General features: G+C 71.6%; 22 protein-coding genes. 15 read left to right on the forward strand and 7 right to left on the reverse strand.

The features are described 5' to 3' along the window. Positions 1-11: 11 nt before the first annotated feature. Entirely contained in the window at positions 12-638 is a 627-nt protein-coding gene (locus tag J2S66_RS32950; protein ID WP_306745919.1) for an O-methyltransferase, read from the reverse strand. A 209-nt stretch (positions 639-847) separates the two neighbouring features. Here J2S66_RS32950 and sigE point away from each other — a divergent pair, with 209 nt between their 5' ends. From sigE to J2S66_RS32970, 4 genes are all read left to right on the forward strand, one after another. Beyond that, positions 848-1426, forward strand: a complete 579-nt coding sequence (gene sigE, locus J2S66_RS32955; RefSeq protein WP_306745920.1) for an RNA polymerase sigma factor SigE — start codon at positions 848-850, stop codon at positions 1424-1426. Then, entirely contained in the window at positions 1423-2049 is a 627-nt protein-coding gene (locus J2S66_RS32960) for an anti-sigma factor family protein (RefSeq protein ID WP_310312446.1), read from the forward strand. The genes sigE and J2S66_RS32960 overlap by 4 nt, the downstream gene beginning before the upstream one ends. A gap of 119 nt (positions 2050-2168) precedes the next feature. Beyond that, positions 2169-3698, forward strand: a complete 1530-nt coding sequence (locus J2S66_RS32965) for a S1C family serine protease (RefSeq protein ID WP_310312448.1) — start codon at positions 2169-2171, stop codon at positions 3696-3698. A 58-nt stretch (positions 3699-3756) separates the two neighbouring features. Continuing rightward, positions 3757-4146 (forward strand): sec-independent translocase, encoded by a 390-nt coding sequence (locus J2S66_RS32970; RefSeq protein ID WP_310312451.1) that lies wholly within the window; start codon positions 3757-3759, stop codon positions 4144-4146. A gap of 72 nt (positions 4147-4218) precedes the next feature. Here the strand turns inward: J2S66_RS32970 and J2S66_RS32975 are convergent, their stop codons facing one another. Beyond that, on the reverse strand, positions 4219-5352 hold the full coding sequence (locus J2S66_RS32975; RefSeq protein WP_310312454.1) for an Mrp/NBP35 family ATP-binding protein: 1134 nt from the start codon (positions 5350-5352) through the stop codon (positions 4219-4221). Positions 5353-5510: 158 nt separating this feature from the next. On the opposite strand from J2S66_RS32975, the gene J2S66_RS32980 reads away from it, so the two are divergent. Next, complete coding sequence (locus J2S66_RS32980) at positions 5511-5957, forward strand: MarR family winged helix-turn-helix transcriptional regulator (RefSeq protein WP_310312457.1); 447 nt, start codon at positions 5511-5513, stop codon at positions 5955-5957. On the opposite strand, the gene J2S66_RS32985 is transcribed toward J2S66_RS32980, so the two are convergent. Genes J2S66_RS32985 through J2S66_RS33000 form a run of 4 tightly spaced genes read right to left on the reverse strand, consistent with a single transcriptional unit; the run spans position 5954 to position 8954 of the window. Further along, positions 5954-6475 (reverse strand): DUF1003 domain-containing protein, encoded by a 522-nt coding sequence (locus tag J2S66_RS32985; protein ID WP_310312460.1) that lies wholly within the window; start codon positions 6473-6475, stop codon positions 5954-5956. The two genes, J2S66_RS32980 and J2S66_RS32985, sit on opposite strands and share 4 nt — an antisense overlap. Continuing rightward, positions 6468-7721, reverse strand: coding sequence for a magnesium transporter MgtE N-terminal domain-containing protein (locus J2S66_RS32990; RefSeq protein WP_310312463.1), 1254 nt, complete (start codon positions 7719-7721; stop codon positions 6468-6470). Before J2S66_RS32990 ends, J2S66_RS32985 begins: the two co-directional genes overlap by 8 nt. 4 nt (positions 7722-7725) lie before the next feature. Continuing rightward, positions 7726-8622, reverse strand: a complete 897-nt coding sequence (locus J2S66_RS32995) for an aminoglycoside phosphotransferase family protein (RefSeq protein ID WP_310312466.1) — start codon at positions 8620-8622, stop codon at positions 7726-7728. After that, positions 8619-8954 (reverse strand): hypothetical protein, encoded by a 336-nt coding sequence (locus J2S66_RS33000; protein ID WP_310312469.1) that lies wholly within the window; start codon positions 8952-8954, stop codon positions 8619-8621. Before J2S66_RS33000 ends, J2S66_RS32995 begins: the two co-directional genes overlap by 4 nt. A 113-nt stretch (positions 8955-9067) precedes the next feature. Here J2S66_RS33000 and J2S66_RS33005 point away from each other — a divergent pair, with 113 nt between their 5' ends. From J2S66_RS33005 to J2S66_RS33020, 4 genes are all read left to right on the forward strand, one after another. After that, complete coding sequence (locus J2S66_RS33005) at positions 9068-10027, forward strand: HpcH/HpaI aldolase/citrate lyase family protein (RefSeq protein WP_310312471.1); 960 nt, start codon at positions 9068-9070, stop codon at positions 10025-10027. A 35-nt stretch (positions 10028-10062) separates the two neighbouring features. Then, entirely contained in the window at positions 10063-11166 is a 1104-nt protein-coding gene (locus tag J2S66_RS33010) for an AAA family ATPase (RefSeq protein WP_310312473.1), read from the forward strand. Further along, on the forward strand, positions 11163-11825 hold the full coding sequence (locus J2S66_RS33015) for a DUF4276 family protein (protein ID WP_310312476.1): 663 nt from the start codon (positions 11163-11165) through the stop codon (positions 11823-11825). Before J2S66_RS33010 ends, J2S66_RS33015 begins: the two co-directional genes overlap by 4 nt. 98 nt (positions 11826-11923) lie before the next feature. Next, the gene (locus J2S66_RS33020; protein WP_306745933.1) at positions 11924-12085 is read left to right on the forward strand and encodes a hypothetical protein; all 162 of its coding nucleotides are present in this window, start codon (positions 11924-11926) and stop codon (positions 12083-12085) included. Here the strand turns inward: J2S66_RS33020 and J2S66_RS33025 are convergent. Next, positions 12075-12362, reverse strand: coding sequence for a DUF4190 domain-containing protein (locus tag J2S66_RS33025; RefSeq protein ID WP_310312482.1), 288 nt, complete (start codon positions 12360-12362; stop codon positions 12075-12077). The genes J2S66_RS33020 and J2S66_RS33025 overlap by 11 nt on opposite strands. 141 nt (positions 12363-12503) lie before the next feature. On the opposite strand from J2S66_RS33025, the gene J2S66_RS33030 reads away from it, so the two are divergent. From J2S66_RS33030 to J2S66_RS33055, 6 genes are all read left to right on the forward strand, one after another. Further along, positions 12504-13700 carry an acyl-CoA dehydrogenase family protein gene (locus tag J2S66_RS33030; protein WP_310312484.1) on the forward strand — a complete coding sequence of 399 codons (1197 nt, stop codon included), beginning with the start codon at positions 12504-12506 and terminating at the stop codon, positions 13698-13700. A 190-nt stretch (positions 13701-13890) separates the two neighbouring features. Next, positions 13891-14382, forward strand: coding sequence for a general stress protein (locus tag J2S66_RS33035; RefSeq protein ID WP_310315271.1), 492 nt, complete (start codon positions 13891-13893; stop codon positions 14380-14382). A gap of 193 nt (positions 14383-14575) precedes the next feature. Further along, a complete protein-coding gene (locus tag J2S66_RS33040; protein WP_310312487.1) occupies positions 14576-15802 on the forward strand; it encodes an ABC transporter substrate-binding protein in 1227 nt (408 codons plus the stop codon). 86 nt (positions 15803-15888) lie between these two features. Continuing rightward, entirely contained in the window at positions 15889-16773 is an 885-nt protein-coding gene (locus J2S66_RS33045) for a carbohydrate ABC transporter permease (RefSeq protein ID WP_310315274.1), read from the forward strand. Beyond that, positions 16773-17618: a carbohydrate ABC transporter permease gene (locus J2S66_RS33050; protein ID WP_310312490.1), complete on the forward strand. Its 846-nt coding sequence runs from the start codon at positions 16773-16775 to the stop codon at positions 17616-17618. Before J2S66_RS33045 ends, J2S66_RS33050 begins: the two co-directional genes overlap by 1 nt. Before the next feature lie 4 nt (positions 17619-17622). Next, on the forward strand, positions 17623-18804 hold the full coding sequence (locus J2S66_RS33055) for an ABC transporter ATP-binding protein (RefSeq protein WP_310312493.1): 1182 nt from the start codon (positions 17623-17625) through the stop codon (positions 18802-18804). The last annotated feature ends 90 nt before the right edge of the window (positions 18805-18894 follow it).

Raw genomic sequence — 18894 nt, forward strand, 5'->3', positions numbered from 1 at the left:
CCCGACCGGCCTCAGCCGACCTTCGCCGCCACCAGCAGGCCGTCGCCGAGGGGCAGGATCACCGGCACCAGCCGCTCGTCGTCCCGCACCGCCCGCGCCACCTCGCGCATCGCCACCGTGTCCGGGTCGCGCCGCGACGGGTCGACCACCCGCCCGTGCCACAGCACGTTGTCGAACGCGATCACCCCGCCGGGCCGCAGCAGCCGCACGCCCTCCGCCAGGTACCGGGGGTACTCCACCTTCGCCGCGTCCACGAACACCAGGTCGTAGCCGCCGTCCGTGAGCCTCGGCAGCACGTCCAGCGCCCGGCCCATGATCAGCCGCGTCCGGGACACCGCCACGCCGGCCTCGGCGAACGCCGCCCTCGCCGCGCGCTGGTGCTCCGGCTCCACGTCGATGGACGTCAGCACCCCGCCCTCCGGCATGCCGCTGAGCAGGTACAACGCCCCCACCCCGGCCCCGGTGCCGACCTCGACCACGGCCCTCGCCCGCAGCGCGGCGGCGAGGAACCTCAGGGCCGCGCCGCCCCCGGCGCCGATGGGGACGCACCCCAGTCCGACACCCCTGGCGCGGGCGGCCTCCAGCACCGCGTCCTCGGGCAGGTAGCCCTCCACGTACTCGCGCGTCGGCGCATCCACGACGCGAAGGCTAACGCCGTCGGCGTCTGTCCGGGTGGTCCTCCCGACAACCAGGATTCTCAGCCTGCTCTCAGCCGACTCTAACGATGGTTATATGCGGACCGGCGAGGCTGGTCCCACGACAGCAGGACCGCGGGAACACGCCCGGCGCGCAGGGCGTTGGACCGTGCAGCAGGGCAGCCAGCCCACTGGAGGTGCTCGAACCCCCTATGCCAACGCAGCCGACCGCCGCCGCACCGACCGCGCCGATCGACGACGCGGACTGGATCGCGCCCTCGTGGGACCAAGTGGTGCGCGACCACGCCGACCGGGTCTACCGGCTGGCCTACCGCCTGACCGGCAACCAGCACGACGCCGAGGACCTCACCCAGGAGACGTTCATCCGGGTGTTCCGCTCCCTCGCGTCGTACAAGCCGGGCACCTTCGAGGGTTGGCTGCACCGCATCACGACGAACCTGTTCCTCGACATGGCCCGCCGCCGCTCGCGCGTGCGCATGGAGGCCCTGCCCGAGGAGCAGGACCGGATCGCGGGTGACGACCCGAGCCCCGAGGAGGTCTACGACGAGACCCACCTCGACCCGGAGCTGCAGGCCGCGCTCGACGAGCTGCCGCCGGAGTTCCGGGCCGCCGTGGTGCTCTGCGACGTGGAGGGCCTCTCCTACGAGGAGATCGGCGCCACCCTGGGGATCAAACTGGGTACCGTGAGGAGCAGGATCCACCGGGGCCGCCAGGCCCTGAGGGTCTCACTCGAACGCCGTCGGGGCCTTGTTCAGGAGGACTCTGCATGACCGAACTGCGAGGATGGCAACTGCCCGAGCAGCACCTGCTGCCCGACGCGGTCGTCGCCTTCGTCGACGGCGAGCTGACCGCCTCCGCGCACAGCCGGGCCTCCGCGCACCTCCAGCGCTGCCCGTTCTGCGCGGCCGAGGCGTACTCGCAGCAGCAGGCGAGGTCCGCGGTGCGCGCCGCCGAGACCCCCTGCGCGCCGGCCGGCCTGCTGGCCAGGCTGGGCGCGATCCCCCAGGAGGTGGAGCTGCCCAGCGCGCCCGACGGCCTCGCGGTCACCGAGGACGGCCAGCTCGTCACCGTGCAGCGCCCCGACCGGGTCGCGTTCGGCAGCGGGCCGGTGCTGGGGCAGTCACGCCCTTTCGGCACCGGTGGCACCGGCGGCGGCAGCCGCCTCGGTAGTGGCTGGTTCGGGGGCCGGCGCGCCCGCCACGGCGCGGGGGTCGTCGTGTCCGGCCTCATGCTCGGCGCCCTGGCGCTGGTCGTGCCCGGCGGCGAGGACCGCGCGCCCACGCCCGCGCAGGGCGGCGGCCCGGAGCCGACGCCCGCCGTCTCGCCGTCCACGGTCGTGGACCACACCGACCTGATGCGGCCGGTGGCCCAGACCTCGTCGCCCGGTCGCTGATCCCGGTCGCCGATCCTGTCGGCCGGCCCCCGGTCGGGGGACCCGCTGACGGCGACTTCACCGGTCACCGGGCACGATTGCCCCGCGACAACCTTTGGTGTGACGACGTGCGGGGAGCGATGAGCGAGCCAGAACAGGGCAACGGGACCCCCCGGTCGGGTGTCGACGACGGGGCGCACCGCAGGCTCGCGCCCCGCCCGCTCGCCCGGCCCGCGGTGGACCCCGGTCAGGCGTCCGTGTTCGGCCGGCCGAGGGGCGTGGAGGGCGCGTTCACCGCGGACCGCCCGTCGCCGAACGGCGCGAACGGCTCCGTCCGGCTGTCGCCGCCCCCGCCGGAGGCGCTGTCGACGGCGTTCGGCAGGCCGAACGGCGACGCGGGCACGCGGCTCCAGCGCCCGCCGCTGGACCTGGCGGGCGAACCCGAGGTCGAGCCGGTGTTCTGGGAGGGCAGGCCCGCGGGTGACGCGTGGCGCGACCCCGGCGCGTCGGCCGTCATCGGCCCGCCCGCGGTCACCGAGGAGCCGAAGGCCGAGGCGGCCGCCGACCCGCGACCGGGCCCGCAGCTGAGCGTGCCGGAGCTGCTGTTCGGGCGGCGCGTGAAGCCCGCGGCGCTGGCGCTGCTGCTGGCGGTGGCGCTGCTGGTGGGTGCGGCCGGCGGTGTGGTGGGCTGGCTGCTGGGACGGGTGGACAACCCGCTGACGGACGGCGGCGTGACGCTGGCCGAGGTGAAGCCGGGCAAGGAGCGGCCGGTCGGCTCGGTGGCGGACATCGCGAAGCGGGTGACGCCCAGCGTGGTGTCGATCGAGTTCAAGGGCGCGAACGTGGCGGGCGTCGGCTCGGGCGTCGTCATCGACGGCGACGGGTACGTGCTGACCAACGACCACGTGGTCGCCCCGGCGGTGCAGGACACGTCGGCGAAGCTGACGGTGGTGTTCACCGACGGCAAGCGCGCGGTCGCCGCGGTGGTGGGCCGCGACTCGAAGACGGACCTGGCCGTGATCAAGGTCGAGGTGGAGAACCCGACGGTGCTCCAATTCGGCGACTCGGACGAGCTGGCCGTGGGTGACGCGGTGCTGGCGATCGGGTCGCCGCTGTCGCTGTCGAACACGGTGACCGAGGGCATCGTGAGCGCCCTGCACCGGCCGGTGACGGCAGCGGGCGAGAACGGCGGCCCGCAGGTCACCTACGACGCGATCCAGACGGACGCCGCGATCAACCCCGGCAACTCGGGTGGCGCGCTGGTCGACTCGTCGGGCGCGCTGGTCGGCATCAACTCGTCGATCCGCACCGAGACGGGCGGGTCGGTGGGCCTGGGGTTCGCGATCTCCGGCAACTACGCGCGCAAGGTCTCGCAGGCCCTGATCAGGGACGGCGAGGTCAAGCACGCGGACATGAACGTGAACGTGCGGTCGGCGTCGGCGGAGACCGCCGAGGGCGCGCAGGTGCAGAACGTGCCCGAGGGCGGCGCGGCGGACGCGGCCGGCATCGAGGAGGGCGACGTGATCACCCGCGTCGGCGACCGGGTGGTGCGCAACGCCGCCGAGCTGACGGTCGCGGTGCGCGACCGCGAGATCGGGGAGACGGTGCCGGTCGTGCTGGCCCGGCAGGGGCGCGAGCTGACCGTGCAGGTGACGCTGCGCTCCGACTGACGGCTACGCTGGTCGTGGGGCTCATCAGGCCGGGTGGCGTGGAAGGCGGGGCACGCGGGTGTTCGAGAACATCGGATGGGTCGAGATCCTCATCATCGTCGTCGCGGGCCTGTTCATCCTGGGCCCGGAGCGGCTGCCGTCCGCGGCCGCGTGGGTGGGCCGCACGATCCGCCAGGTCCGCGACTACGCGACCGGCGCGCGCGACCAGCTGAAGCAGGAGATGGGGCCCGAGTACGAGCAGCTGCGCAAGCCGCTGGAGGACCTGCGGGAGCTGCGGAACTTCAACCCGAAGCAGGCCATCACCAAGCACCTGTGGGACGACCAGCCGGCCGAGAAGCCCAACGGCTACCCGACGACGGGCGGCGCGCCCGCGGCCATCCCGGACCGCGCCGTGGACCGCCCCCTCCAGCAGGGCGAGCGGCCGCCGTACGACCCGGACGCCACCTGATCCGCACACCGGAGAGGCCCCCGACCACGTGGTTCGGGGGCCTCTCCGGTGTGCGGGGCGGTGGGGCGTGGGTCAGCGGCCGGCGGGGGAGACGTTCAGCAGGCGGCCGGCCAGGCCGCGCGACCTCGTCGACAGCTTGCCCGCCATCTGGTCGAGCACCCGGCCCGCCGCCGACTCCGGGTGCGCCAGCACGATCGGCGTGCCCGCGTCGCCCTGCTCCCGCAGGCGCGGGTCGAGGGGCACCTGGCCGAGCAGCGGCACGTCGGAGCCCACGGCCTGGGTCAGCGAGTCGGCCACCGCCTGGCCGCCGCCCGAGCCGAAGACGTCCATGCGGGTGCCGTCGGGCAGCTCCAGCCACGACATGTTCTCGATGACGCCCGCCACCCGCTGCCGCGTCTGCAACGCGATGGACCCGGCCCGCTCGGCCACCTCGGCGGCGGCCTGCTGCGGCGTCGTCACGACCAGGATCTCGGCGTTCGGCACGAGCTGCGCCACCGAGATCGCCACGTCGCCGGTGCCCGGCGGCAGGTCGAGCAGCAGCACGTCCAGGTCGCCCCAGAACACGTCGGCGAGGAACTGCTGCAACGCGCGGTGCAGCATGGGGCCCCGCCACACGACCGGGGCGTTGCCGGGGGTGAACATGCCGATCGAGATCAGCTTCACGCCGTGCGCCTGCGGCGGCATGATCATCTTCTCGACCTGGGTGGGCTTGCCGTCCGTGCCCAGCATCCGGGGGATCGAGTGGCCGTAGATGTCGGCGTCCACGACGCCCACCGACAGGCCGCGCGCCGCCATCGCCACGGCCAGGTTGACCGTCACCGACGACTTGCCGACGCCGCCCTTGCCCGACGCGACGCAGTACACGCGGGTCAGCGAGCCGGGCTGGGCGAACGGGATGACCGGTTCCTCGACACCGCCGCGCAGCGACTTGCGCAGGTCGGTGCGCTGCTGGTCGCTCATCACGTCCAGCACGACGCGCACGCCCGCGACACCGGGCAGCGCGGACACCGCGGCCGTCACGTCGGCGGTGATCTTGTCCCGCAGGGGGCAGCCGGCGACGGTCAGGAAGATCGCCACGTCGACCACGCCGTCCCCGCCCACGACGACCTCTTTGACCATGCCGAGTTCGGTGATGGGGCGCCGGATCTCGGGGTCCTGGACACCGGCCAACGCCTTCTGGACGTCGTCAACGGATGGAAGAGTCACGGGAGCGCCTTAGGGGTTTCAGTGGTGGGAGGGCCATGCTACGACCGGCCCCGCCCCTCCAAGCTACCGGCTGGTCACCTCGTAGTCGGGGGCAGCGCGAAGCCGGTCGCGTGCTTTCCGTAACATCGGTGTCCGTGCCGGAAACCGGACCTGCCCGGTTGCCCACCCGAACCGAACTGGGGGTGTGGCGATCGTTCCTCCGCGCCCACGCGCGGCTCACTCGGGTCCTGGAAGCCGAGCTGATCGCCGAGCAGCGCCTGTCGCTCGCCGCCTACGACGTCCTCGTCCAGCTCGCCGAGGCGCCGCAGCACCGGCTGCGGATGACCGAGCTGGCCGACGCCGTCCTGCTGTCCCGCTCCGGGGTGACGAGGCTGGTGGACCGCCTCGAACGCGCCGGGCTCGTGCTGCGGGAACGCGCCGACGGTGACGGGCGCGGCGTCGTGGCCGTGCTCACCCCCGAGGGCCTGGACCGGCTGCGCGTGGCGTCCGGCACCCACCTGACCGGGGTGGCGCGGCACTTCGCCGAGGGGTTCGGCGGCGACGAGCTGGAGGCGTTCGGCCGGTCGTGCGACCGGCTCGGCTCCGTCGACCGGGACGCGACCTAGGACGGCACGTCGTCCTTGACCGGCTCGTCCCTGGCGGTCTCCCGGGGGCCGCGCCTGCGCTGCTCGCGGAAGACGCGTTCCAGCTCGCTGCGCAGGTAGTCGCGGGTCGCCACCTCGCCGACCGCCAGGCGCAGCGCCGCCAGCTCCCGCGCCAGGTACTCGGTGTCCGCCTTGGTCCGCGTCGCCCGCGACCGGTCCTCCTCCAGCGACACCCGGTCCCGGTCGTCCTGCCGGTTCTGGGCGAGCAGGATCAGCGGCGCGGCGTAGGCGGCCTGCGTGGAGAACGCCAGGTTCAGCAGGATGAACGGGTACGGGTCCCACCGGAACGACACGGCGACCAGGTTCAGCGTGATCCACACCAGCACGAACAGCGACTGCCAGAACAGGAACTTCCCGGTGCCCATGAACCGGGCCAGCCGCTCGGAGAACCGGCCGAACGTGTCCGGGTCCAGCGACAGCCGGAAGCGCCCGGGCGTGCGCGGCTGGTCGAGCCGTCGGCGCGGCAGCAGCTCAGGCATGGGTCAGCCCCGTTTCCCGCCAGTTGTCCGGCAGCAGGTGGTCGAGCACGTCGTCCACGGTGACCGCGCCCAGCAGGTGGTCCGACTCGTCCACCACCGGCCCGCACACCAGGTTGTAGGTGGCGAAGTAGCGGGCCACGTCCGGCAGCGACGCGTTCGGCGACAGCGTCCCCAGGTCGGTGTCCAGCACGCCCGCCACCAGGTCGGACGGCGGTTCGCGCAGCAGCCGCTGGATGTGCGCGCACCCCAGGTAGCGGCCGGTCGGGGTGGCCGTCGGCGCGCGGCACACGAACACCATGCTCGCCAGCGCCGGCGTCAGGTCCGGGTTGCGCACGTGCGCCAGCGCCTCGGCGACCGTCGCGTCCGGGGACAGCACCACCGGTTCCGGCGTCATCAGGCCGCCCGCGGTGTCGTAGCTGTACGCGAGCAGCCGCCGCACCGGCGCCGACTCCGCCGGCTCCATCAGCTCCAGCAGCCGCTCCTTCTCCCGCTCCGGCAGCTCGGCCAGCAGGTCGGCGGCGTCGTCGGGGTTCATCGCCTCCAGGATGTCCGCCGCGCGCTCGTCGCCCAGGTGCGCGATCACGTCCTTCTGGTCGTCCTCGGCCATCTCCTCGATGACGTCGGCGAGCCGCTCGTCGTCCAGCGCCTCGGCCACCTCGTAGCGGCGCTTGGCGGGCAGGTCGTGCAGGGCCAGGGCCACGTCGGCGGCGCGCATCCCCTCGAACACGGCGACCAGGTGCTGGGCGCCCTGCGGCTGGTCCGCGAGCTGCGTGGCGGACGGCCCCGAGATCTCCTCCCAGCGCAGCACCACCACCGGTCCGCGCCTGCCCAACCGCCCGGTGCGCTCGCGCACGGCGACCCGCGTCATCCGCCAGTCGCGGGTGCGCGACGGCTCCATCGCGGCGTCCACCAGCACCGCCGCCGCGCCCGAGGCGAGCGTGACGCGGGCGTCGAGCAGCTCGCCCACCACCAGCACCTCGTTGGCGCGCTGGTGGAACTGGCGCAGGTTCACCGAGCCCGTGGCGAGCGTCACCGCGTTCGGGTCGATCGAGGTGACCCGCAGCATCGGCACGAAGATCCGGCGGCGGGTGGCGAGTTCGAGGACGAGCCCCAGCACGCGCGGCGGCTGCCGGTCCGCGCGGAGGCCGACGACCAGGTCGCGGACCTTGCCGATGGACTCGCCGTCGGGCCCGAACACGGGCAGGCCGGCGAGCTGGGCGGCGAAGACGCGGTTCACGGAGACCACCCGATCAGGCTAGTTCGTCGGCGCGGGCGGCGCCGCGTTCCACTGTGGACCGGCGGACGGCGGCGGTGATCGCCTCCAGGGCGGGCAGCATGGCGTCGTGGCCGTCGCGCAGCGCCCACAGCCGGGTGTCGACCGCCCGGTAGAGCGTCCACGCCCGCGCCCGCTCCGCGTCCAGCTCTCCGACGTCGCACAGCGCGGCCAGCCGGTCGCGCAGGCCGCGTTCGCCGTCCAGCTCGTCGAACCTGTTCCACAGCAACGGGATCACGCCGAACTCGCGGTCGCCCGACAGCGGTTTCGGGTCGATCAGCAGCCACGGCTCGCGGTCGCCGCGCAGCACGTTCGCGTAGTGCAGGTCCTCGTTGACCAGGGTCGTGCCGGCGGTGCGCGCCAACTCCCGGCCGAGGTCGCGCGCCTCCCGGACCAGGGCGTCCGGCAGCGGTCGGCCCAGTCCGGCGTTCTCCGCCACCAGGTCGTCGACCCGGTGGCGGCGGAACCCCGGGCCCTCCAGCCGCAGCCGGCGCAGCAGTCCGCCCGCGACCGCCACGGCCTCCTCGGCGGGCACGTCGAGCAGCGACCGCGTGTGGTCCAGGCGCTCCAGCAGCAGCGCGCCGTGCTCGTCGTCGTGGTCCAGCAGCCGCACCACGCCGTCGCCGTCCCACGCCCGCAGGGCCCGCGGCTCCTGGCGGGTCTCCTCGTCGAGCCAGGTGAGCTTGAGCGCGGCCGGGTGCCCGTCCGCCCGCCGCACCGGCAGCACCACGGCGACGTGGCCGTGCATCAGCGCGCCGTCCGGGGTGAGGTCCCAGCGGGCGCAGAACCGGGTGGCCAGCGCGGGCAGCGTCGCCCGCCACGCCAGGGCCTCCTCGCCCAGGTGCGTGCCGAAGTGCGCGGGAACGGTGATCACGCGGGCTCCAGGCGGAAGACCTCGTCCCAGGCGGGGGTGGTGTTCAGGCGCGCGGCCCGCAGGGCGCCGGCGGTGTCGTCGTCCGGGTCGACGCGGCGGGCGGTGACCGGCACGTCGACCAGGTGCGAGCGCGTCGTCGGCGAGCGGACCGTGAGCGTGCAGGCGACGCCGTCGGCCAGGCCCGGCACGACCTGCTCGGACCCGCCGACCGCCACCAGCACCACCCCGTCGCGCCACAGCGCCCACACCAGCCGCGCGTCGTGCCCGTCCGGCCTCACCCACACCGCCGCGGCCTTGCGCAGCGCGGCGTCCAGCACCTGCTCGATCTCCACCGGTTCAGCCTGCCACGGCCCTGTGAGCCGGGACTCACGGAATAGCGGGCACCCGGAGGGCGTGCCAGGCTTCCCGTGCACGTAGTTACCGGCCGGTACGAGGAGGTACCCCAGTGGTCGACCAGCAGCGTCCCCGTCGTTCGTGCCTGGCCGTGCCGGGGTCGAGCCAGAAGATGATCGACAAGGCCCGCACGCTGCCCGCGGACCAGGTCTTCCTCGACCTGGAGGACGCCTGCGCCCCGCTGGCCAAGCCCGGCGCGCGCAAGACCATCGTCGCCTCCCTCAACGAGGGCGACTGGGGGTCGCGCACGCGCGTCGTCCGGGTCAACGACTGGACCACCGAGTGGACCTACCGCGACGTGACCGAGGTCGTCGAGGGCGCGGGGGCCAACCTCGACTGCGTCATGCTGCCCAAGGTGCAGACGGCGGAGCAGGTGCACGCGCTGGACCTGCTGCTGACGCAGATCGAGAAGACCATGGGCTACGAGGTCGGCCGGATCGGCATCGAGGCGCAGATCGAGAACGCCCTGGGCCTGATCAACGTGAACGCGATCGCCACCGCGTCGCCGCGCGTGGAGACGATCATCTTCGGCCCGGCCGACTTCATGGCGTCGATCAACATGAAGTCCCTGGTCGTCGGCGAGCAGCCGCCGGGGTACGACGTGGGCGACGCGTACCACTACATCCTCATGCAGATCCTGATGGCCGCGCGGGCGCACGACAAGCAGGCCATTGACGGCCCGTACCTCCAGATCCGCGACGTCGAGGGCTTCACGCGCGTGGCGGGCCGCTCGGCCGCCCTGGGGTTCGACGGCAAGTGGGTCCTGCACCCCGGCCAGATCGACGCGGCGAACGAGGTGTTCAGCCCCAAGCAGGAGGACTACGACCACGCCGAGAACATCCTCGACGCCTACGACTACTTCACGTCCGAGGCGGGCGGCAGGCGCGGGGCCGTGATGCTGGGCGACGAGATGATCGACGAGGCGTCCCGCAAGATGGCGCTGGTGATCTCGTCGAAGGGGCGTGCGGCGGGCATGTCCCGCACGAACGTGTGGTCGCCGCCGGAGGACTGACGCCCGCGGGAGCTCCCGGTCGGTAGGGTGATCGAGTGGCCGACCGGGAGCTGAGGTCGATCGAGGTGGAGGGCTACGCCTCGATCCGTTCGGCACGCGTGGACCTCGGCCGGTTGAACGTGCTGATCGGCGCGAACGGTGTGGGCAAGAGCAACTTCATCCGCGTGTTCGAACTGCTCGGACGGTTGATCGAGTCCGACCTCCGGCTCTTCGTCGGGAGGAACGGCGGCGCTTCGGCGCTGCTGAACACCGACCCGGAGGTGGAGCGGATCGAAGTCCGCCTCAACGGCGCCCTGCACGGTTACGAGGCCGTGCTGGCCCCGGGCAGCAACGACGACCTCATCTTCGAACGCGAGGTCCTGTACGAGAACCTCTCCGGCAGGCGTGACCAGTGGGACATCGCAGCGGGCCACCGGGAGACGTGGCTGCACAAGGCCGAAGGGACCTTTTTCGCGGACTGGGCCGCATATGCCGTCGATCTGCTCCGGGGCTGCCGCGTCTACCACTTCCACGACACGAGTCGGAACGCTCCCGTCAAGAGACTGGTCCCCACCTCGGACAACCTGCTGCTGCGCAGCGACGCCGGCAACCTCGCGGCCGTGCTCCTGGCCCTGTCGGAGAGCGGTGACGAAACCGACAGGGCGGCCTACCGGCGGATACTGGGGGTGGTTCGGCAGGTCGCGCCATTCCTCCGGGACTTCGTGCTGCGACCTGAGAGCGAAGACCGGCTCCGCCTCAGGTGGCGACAGGTCGACTCGGACACCGTGTTCTCCGCCAATCAGATGTCCGACGGCACCCTTCGCTTCATCTGCCTGGCGACACTGCTGCTGCACCCCGGCCTGCCCTCACTGGTCGTGCTCGACGAACCGGAACTCGGTCTGCACCCGTACGCCGTGGTGCAGTTGGCCGGCCTGCTGAGGCAGGCGTCGGCACGCGGTCAGGTGCTCGTCGCCACGCAGTCGGTGACCCTCGTGAACCAGTTCGGCATCGAGGACCTGATCGTCGTCGAGCGGGAGGACGGGGCATCGACGTTCGCCCGCCCCGACTGGGAACGGCTCGCGCAGTGGCTGGAGGAGTACTCGGTCGGCGAACTGTGGGAGAAGAACCTGATCGGGGGCCGGCCGGGCGGGCAGACGTGACCCGTGCCCTTCGGCGACTGCACCTCCTGGTCGAGGGGCAGACCGAGGAGGTGGTGGCCGACCTCGTCATCCGACCGCACCTCGAACGGCTCGGGTGGACCACCAGCCTGTCGCTGGTGAAGACGAAGCGCCCCGCCGCGGGTCCCGCGCACAAGGGCGGCATCACCGGGTGGCGGCAGGTGGAGCGGGACGTCCGACTGCTGCTCAACGGCACCAGCCTCGACGTCCTGACCACGCTGTTCGACTACTGCGCGTTCCCCGACGAGTGCCCCGGCATGGCCGATCGACCGCCGGGTGACGTCTACCGGCGGGTCGAGCACGTCGAGCGCTGCCTGGCCGAGGTGGTCGGTGATCGGCGGTTCCGGCCGAACCTCGTGCTGCACGAATCGGAGGCGTGGGTGTTCGCCGCCGCCGATGAACTGGGTCTGCTCCTCGGGCCGGAGTTGGCCGAGCGGCTCAAGCGGGACGTCGCCGCGGCCGGCGGACCGGAACTCGTCAACGACGGCCCGGCCACCGCGCCGTCCAAGCGGCTGCTCGCCTACTGCCCGACCTACCTCAAGACCTCCGACGGGCCGATCGCCGTCGAAGAACTCGGCGTGGCCCGGTTGAGGGCCGTGTGCCCGCACCTCGACGCCTGGCTGCGCACCTTCGAAGAGTGACGGGACGCGCACCCACCGCCGGCCCGCGCGGTGAGCATTCCCACAGATCAGGCCGGGGATTGGCGATCATGCCCCACCCCGTGTGCATGGTGGGGGGCGTGTCCAGACATCGAGCCGAGCGGAAGAGGCTGTTCCGGCGCAGGCCCGCCGACGACCTGCTCCAGCGCAGTTTCCGGAACTGCCCCCGCTGCACCCGCGACGTCCACGTGTTCTTCGACGTGTGCCGCCACTGCGGCGGCGCGCTGGAGATCAGCGCGTAGTCACCACCGGCATTTCGCGGACCAGCCACACGACCAGCACGACCCACAGGACGATCGCCAGCACGCCCAGCGCGGTCACGATCGCGCCGATGACCATGCCGGCGGTGGCCATGCCCCAGCCCTCCTCGCCCGTCCGGCGGATCTCGTTCCGGGCGAGGACGCCGAGCACGATGCCGGCCGGGGCGAACAGGAACGCGGTGACGAGCGCCGCGATGGCCATGCCGTTGGTGCGCCGGTACGGCGGTGGTGGCGGGTAGTGGCCGGGCTGCTGGTACATCGATCCCCCTCGCGGTGAAGGGCCACAGGCTAACCCGCTGTTTCGGTTCAGCGGGTGGTGCTCGGCACTCTCGTGGCGCGAACGAGCGTTAACCGGTCCATACTCGCCGGTAACCTCACGCGTCTACGAAGGGAACGTGCGATGGCGCGCCTTGCCCAGACCGCAGGACTCACCGACGTCCAGGAGGAGATCCTGTCGACGGTCCGCACCTTCGTGGACAAGGAGATCATCCCGCACGCCCAAGCGCTGGAGCACGGCGACACCTACCCGGCCGACATCGTCGAGGGCATGAAGGAGATGGGCCTCTTCGGGCTCACCATCCCCGAGGAGCACGGCGGGCTCGGCGAGTCCCTGCTGACCTACGCCCTCGTCGTCGAGCAGATCGCGCGCGGCTGGATGTCGGTGTCCGGTGTGATCAACACCCACTTCATCGTGGCGCACATGCTCAAGCAGCACGGCACGCCCGAGCAGAAGGCGAAGTACCTGCCGCGCATGGCCACCGGCGAGGTGCGCGGCTCGTTCTCCATGTCCGAGCCGGAACTGGGCTCCGACGTCGCCGCCATCCGCACCAGGGCCACCCGCGACGGCGACGACTACGTGGTCAGCGGCCAGAAGATGTGGCTGACCAACGGCGGCACGTCCAACCTCACCGCCGTGCTCGTCAAGACCGACGACGGCCACGACAAGCCGCACCGGAACCTCACCACCTTCCTGGTGGAGAAGCCCGAGGGCTACGGCGAGGTCGCGCCCGGCCTCACCATCCCCGGCAAGATCGACAAGATGGGCTACAAGGGCGTCGACACCACCGAGATGGTGTTCGACGGCTTCCGCGTCGCCGCCGACCAGGTGCTGGGCGGCGAGACCGGCCAGGGCTTCCGCCACATGATGGACGGCGTCGAGGTCGGCCGCGTCAACGTCGCCGCCCGCGCGTGCGGCATCGCCCTGCGCTCCTTCGAGCTGGCCATCGAGTACGCGCAGCAGCGCCGCACCTTCGGCAAGGCCATCGCCGAGCACCAGGCCATCGCGTTCAAGCTCGCCGAGATGGCCACCAAGGTCGAGGCCGCCCACCTGATGATGGTCAACGCCGCCCGCCTCAAGGACTCCGGCGCGCGCAACGACGTCGAGGCGGGCATGGCCAAGCTCATCGCCTCCGAGTACTGCGCCGAGGTCACGCAGGAGGCGTTCCGCATCCACGGCGGCTACGGCTACTCCAAGGAGTACGAGATCGAGCGCCTGATGCGCGAGGCCCCGTTCCTGCTCATCGGCGAGGGCACCAGCGAGATCCAGAAGACCATCATCAGCCGCGGCCTGCTGCGCGACTACCGGTCCAGGGGCTGAGCGGCCCGGGGCCGGACCCGCGCGGGACCGGCCCCGCGGAACTCGCCCGGGGCGGCGCAGGTCACGTTCGCGTCAGTTTCGGCTCCACCCGTTTCGCGCTGGTCGCGCGGTGTTGGCAGGATGGGGAGATCAGCACCGCGAAGAGGTGGTCACCGTGACGAGTTCCTTCTCCGGCCAGAACCGACCCGGCATGCCGCCGCGGCTGCCCACGCCCCCCACCGGGTGGCCGATCGGCTCCTACGGCACCTACGAGGAGGCGCAGCGGGCGGTCGACTTCCTCGCCGACGGCGACTTCCCGGTGCAGGAGGTGACGATAGTGGGCGTCGACCTGATGCTCGTCGAACGCGTCACCGGCCGCCTCACCTGGGGCCGCGTGCTCGGCACCGGCGCCGCGTCCGGCGCGTGGTTCGGCCTGTTCGTCGGCGTCCTGCTCAGCCTGTTCAACACCAGCCCCGGCGCGAGCCTCGGGCCGATCGTCGCGGGCCTCGTCGTCGGCATCGCCTTCGGTCTGATCTTCGCCGCCGTCGGCTACAGCTCCACCCGCGGCAAGCGCGACTTCCAGAGCGCCAGCCAGCTCGTGGCAGGCCGCTACGACGTGCTGTGCCAGCCGCGTTCCGCCGAACGGGGCCGCGACCTGCTCGCCAAGCTCGCCCTCCGGCCGTCGGACGTGAAGAAAGACTGACGTTTGCCGCTCGTGATCATGGGGTAGAGCCGGTCTGGGCTCCTGTGGTTGCGGCACCTGATCACCGGGCCTACGTTCGATCCACCGGTCGGCTCCACGTCGACCGGTGGGCACGACGAGGTGCCGGGCAGAGCGGTCTGGCTCCTCCGCCGTCGGGAAGGAGGCAGGACCGGTGAGGGGCAGAGGTCATCGGTTGGCCGCCGCAGGAGCGGTCGCGCTGGTCGCGACGTCCGTGCTGGCGGGGTGCGGGTCGGGGGACGGCGGCATCGTCGTCAACGTCTACAAGTACCCGCAGGAGAACTTCCAGAAGATCGTCGACAACTGCAACGCGGCTGCCGACGGCTACGAGATCGTCTACCACAAGCTGCCGCGCGAGGCGGACGGCCAGCGCGAGCAGATGGTGCGCCGACTGGCCGCCGAGGACCCGGGCATGGACGTCCTCTCGCTGGACGTCACCTGGACCGCGGAGCTGGCCAAGGCGGGCTGGATCAGGGAGTACACCGGGGAGGCCAAGGCCGAGGTCGAGGACGGCACCCTGGAGACGCCCCTGGAGACCGCGCGCTACGAGGGCAAGCTGTACGGGGCGCCGGACAACACGAACGTGCAGCTCCTCTGGTACCGGGGCGACCTGGTGCAGACCCCGCCGGACACCTGGGCCGAGATGATCCGGCTCGGGTCCGAACTGGAGTCCCGGGGCGAGCCCGGCCTGGTCGAGGCGACCGGCAAGCAGTACGAGGGCCTGGTCGTGCTCTACAACTCGCTGGTCAACTCCGCGGGCGGGCAGATCCTCGACGAGAACGGCACCAAGGCGGTCGTCGACGAGGGCGCGGTCAAGGCGCTGGAGGTGCTCAAGACCTTCGCCACCTCCGACGTGGTGGACCCGTCGTTCTCCAACGCCGCCGAGGACGACGCGCGCCTGGCCATGGAGGCGGGCGACGCCGCCTTCATGATCAACTGGCCGTACGTCTACGCCGCCGCGCAGGAGAAGCCCGAGTTCGCGAAGAACCTCAAGTGGGCGCCGTTCCCGGCGGTCGAGGGCGGCGAGTCCACGGCCACCGTCGGCGGGCTCAACTACGCCGTCAGCGCGTTCACCGAGCACCCCGACGAGTCGTTCGACGCGGTGCTGTGCCTGCGCAACGCCGAGAACCAGAAGTTCCAGGCCGTCAACGACGGCGTGCCGCCCACCATCGAAGCGGTGTACGACGAGCCGGAGATGGCGGAGGCGTACCCGATGAAGGACGCGATCCTGGAAACGCTGAAGAACGCGAGCGCCCGCCCGAGCAGCCCCGCGTACCAGAACGTCTCCACGGTCATCTCCACGATCCTGTCGCCGCCCGCGAACATCGACCCGCGGGCGACCGCGGACCGGCTCCGCTCGGAGCTCCAGGACGCGCTCGACTCCAAGGGGGTGCTGCCGTGAGCCAGTCGATCAACGCCGAACCCGTCCGCGACGCCGAGCTCGCAGACAGGGGCGAACCGGCGCTCCCGCCCAGGGCGAAGGCCGCGCTGAGCGAGGGCAAGAAGGCCGAGCGCCGCCTGGGCCTGCTGCTGTGCGCGCCCGCGATCCTCATCATGGCGGCGGTCGCGGGCTGGCCGATCATCTACTCGGTGTGGCTCTCGCTCCAGCGCTACGACCTGAAGTTCCCGGACCGCACCGAGTTCGTCGGCCTGGACAACTACGTCACGGTCCTGTCCAACTCCTACTGGTGGAACGCCGTGTGGATCACGATCGTGATCACCGTGGTGTCCGTCGTCGTCGAGCTGGTGCTGGGCATGGCGCTCGCCCTGATCATGCACCGCACGCTGGTGGGCCGCGGCATCGTGCGCACCGCCACGCTCATCCCGTACGGCATCGTCACCGTCGTCGCCGCGTTCTCCTGGCGGTACGCGTGGACACCGGGCACCGGCTACCTCGCCGAGACCATCGCGGGCGGCGACCCGGTGCTCACCCAGAAGATCCCGGCCATCATGGTCGTGATCCTCGCCGAGATCTGGAAGACCACGCCGTTCATGGCGCTGCTGCTCATGGCGGGCCTGGCCCTGGTGCCGGACGACCTGCTCAAGGCCGCCGCGATGGACGGCGCCGGCGGCTGGCAGCGGTTCACCAAGGTCATCGTGCCGGTGATGAAGCCCGCGATCCTGGTGGCGCTGCTGTTCCGCACGCTCGACGCGTTCCGCATCTTCGACAACCTGTTCGTGCTCACCGCCGGGTCGCAGGGCACCGCGTCCGTCTCGATGATCACCTACAACAACCTGATCAAGGGCCTGAACCTGGGCATCGGCTCGACCATGTCGGTGCTGATCTTCCTCGCGGTGGCGATCATCGCGTTCATCTTCGTCAAGCTGTTCGGCACCGCTGCCCCCGGCAGCGACGGCGGGGGGAGGCGCTGATGGCGGGCATCGGCGGAGCCGAGACCACGGCGCGCAAGGCGCGCTGGACGGTCCTCAACGTCCTGGTGGTGGCCTACGCGCTGTTCCCGGTGCTGTGGATCGCGTCGCTGTCGTTCAAGACCAAGGAGACCCTGGGCGACGGCAACTTCATCCCCCGCGCGTGGACGCTCGACAACTACGCGTCGATCTTCTCCACCACCGAGTTCGTGCGGGCGCTGGTCAACTCGATCGGCATCGCGATCATCGCCACCGCGATCGCCGTGGTGTTCGGCACGATGGCCGCCTACGCCATCGCCCGGCTCGACTTCCCCGGCAAGAAGGCGCTGGTGGGCGTCTCGCTGCTGGTGGCGATGTTCCCGCAGATCTCGCTGGTGTCGCCGCTGTTCGAGATCGAGCGCACGCTCGGGCTGTTCGACACCTGGCCCGGGCTGATCCTGCCCTACATCACGTTCGCGCTGCCGCTGGCGATCTACACGCTGTCGGCGTTCTTCCGCGAGATCCCGTGGGAGCTGGAGAAGGCCGCGAAGATGGACGGCGCCACGCCGGCGCAGGCGTTCCGCCGGGTCATCGCGCCGCTGGCCGCGCCCGGTGTGTTCACCACGGCCATCCTGGTGTTCATCTTCTGCTGGAACGACTTCCTGTTCGCGATCTCGCTCACCTCGACCGAGGCGTCGCGGACCGTCCCCGTGGCGCTGTCGTTCTTCACCGGCAGCTCCCAGTTCGAGGACCCGACCGGGTCGATCGCCGCCGCGGCGGTGGTCATCACGATCCCGATCATCCTGTTCGTGTTGTTCTTCCAGCGTCGGATCGTCGCCGGGTTGACCTCCGGCGCCGTCAAGGGGTGAGTCAATGGCCGAGATCGTGCTGGACAAGGTGACCAAGCAGTACCCCGACGGTGCGGTGGCCGTGCGGGACGTGGACATCGAGGTCGCCGACGGCGAGTTCGTCATCCTGGTCGGCCCGTCCGGCTGCGGGAAGTCCACGACGCTGAACATGATCGCGGGGCTGGAGGACATCACCTCCGGCGAGCTGCGCATCGGCGGTGAGCGCGTCAACGAGCGCGCGCCCAAGGACCGCGACATCGCCATGGTGTTCCAGTCCTACGCGCTGTACCCGCACATGACGGTGAAGGAGAACATGGCCTTCCCGCTGCGGCTGGCGAAGGTCGACGACACCACCGTGGAGAAGAAGGTCCGCGAGGCGGCCGAGATCCTGGACCTCACCGGGCACCTCGACCGCAAGCCGTCGAACCTGTCCGGCGGCCAGCGGCAGCGCGTGGCCATGGGCCGGGCGATCGTGCGCAGCCCGAAGGCGTTCCTGATGGACGAGCCGCTGTCCAACCTCGACGCCAAGCTGCGGGTGCAGATGCGCACGTCGGTGTCGCGGCTGCAGAAGCAGCTCGGCACCACCATGGTCTACGTGACGCACGACCAGACCGAGGCGATGACGCTGGGCGACCGGGTGGTGGTGATGCGGGGCGGATCGGTGCAGCAGATCGGCGCGCCGCAGTTCCTCTACGACCACCCGGCGAACCTGTTCGTCGCCGGGTTCATCGGCTCGCCGTCGATGAACTTCGTGCCGGCGGCGCTGGAGGACAACGTGCTCCGCTCGCCGCTGGGCGACGTGCCGCTCACCGACCGGGTGCGCGGGCTGCTGGAGGCCGGCGACGCGCCCCGCGAGGTGATCGTGGGCCTGCGTCCCGAGCACTTCGAGGACGCCCGGCTCGTGGAGGACCACGTCCGCTCGTCCGGCGCCACCTTCACCAGCCAGGTCGACGTGCTGGAGTCCATGGGCTCCGACAAGTTCGCCTACTTCAGCCTCTCGGGCGAGCAGGCGACGTCGGCGGAGCTGGCCGAGCTGGCCGCCGACGCGGGCACCGCGGACGTGCCCGGCGACGGCGTGCCGCTGGTGACCCGGATCTCCGCGGCGTCCTCGGCGGTCGAGGGCGAGCCGGCCGAGATCTGGTTCGACGCGGACAAGGTGCAGCTGTTCGACCCGAAGAACGGCCGCAACCTCACGTACAACGGCTGATCCGCGACGATCGGACGCACAACCGCCGAAACGGAGCGAAAAGGGCCGTCCCCGATAGGGGGGCGGCCCTTCGTGATTGCACGATCAATA

Source organism: Saccharothrix longispora (assembly GCF_031455225.1).
GTDB lineage: Bacteria > Actinomycetota > Actinomycetes > Mycobacteriales > Pseudonocardiaceae > Actinosynnema > Actinosynnema longispora.

Coding starts and splice junctions, on each gene's coding strand:
- sigE (WP_306745920.1), top strand. CDS start 848: ATGCCAACGCAGCCGACCGCCGCCGCACCGACCGCGCCGATCGACGAC.
- J2S66_RS32960 (WP_310312446.1), top strand. CDS start 1,423: ATGACCGAACTGCGAGGATGGCAACTGCCCGAGCAGCACCTGCTGCCC.
- J2S66_RS32965 (WP_310312448.1), top strand. CDS start 2,169: ATGAGCGAGCCAGAACAGGGCAACGGGACCCCCCGGTCGGGTGTCGAC.
- J2S66_RS32985 (WP_310312460.1), bottom strand. CDS start 6,475: ATGCCTGAGCTGCTGCCGCGCCGACGGCTCGACCAGCCGCGCACGCCC.
- J2S66_RS33025 (WP_310312482.1), bottom strand. CDS start 12,362: ATGTACCAGCAGCCCGGCCACTACCCGCCACCACCGCCGTACCGGCGC.
- J2S66_RS33030 (WP_310312484.1), top strand. CDS start 12,504: ATGGCGCGCCTTGCCCAGACCGCAGGACTCACCGACGTCCAGGAGGAG.
- J2S66_RS33035 (WP_310315271.1), top strand. CDS start 13,891: ATGCCGCCGCGGCTGCCCACGCCCCCCACCGGGTGGCCGATCGGCTCC.
- J2S66_RS33050 (WP_310312490.1), top strand. CDS start 16,773: ATGGCGGGCATCGGCGGAGCCGAGACCACGGCGCGCAAGGCGCGCTGG.
- J2S66_RS33055 (WP_310312493.1), top strand. CDS start 17,623: ATGGCCGAGATCGTGCTGGACAAGGTGACCAAGCAGTACCCCGACGGT.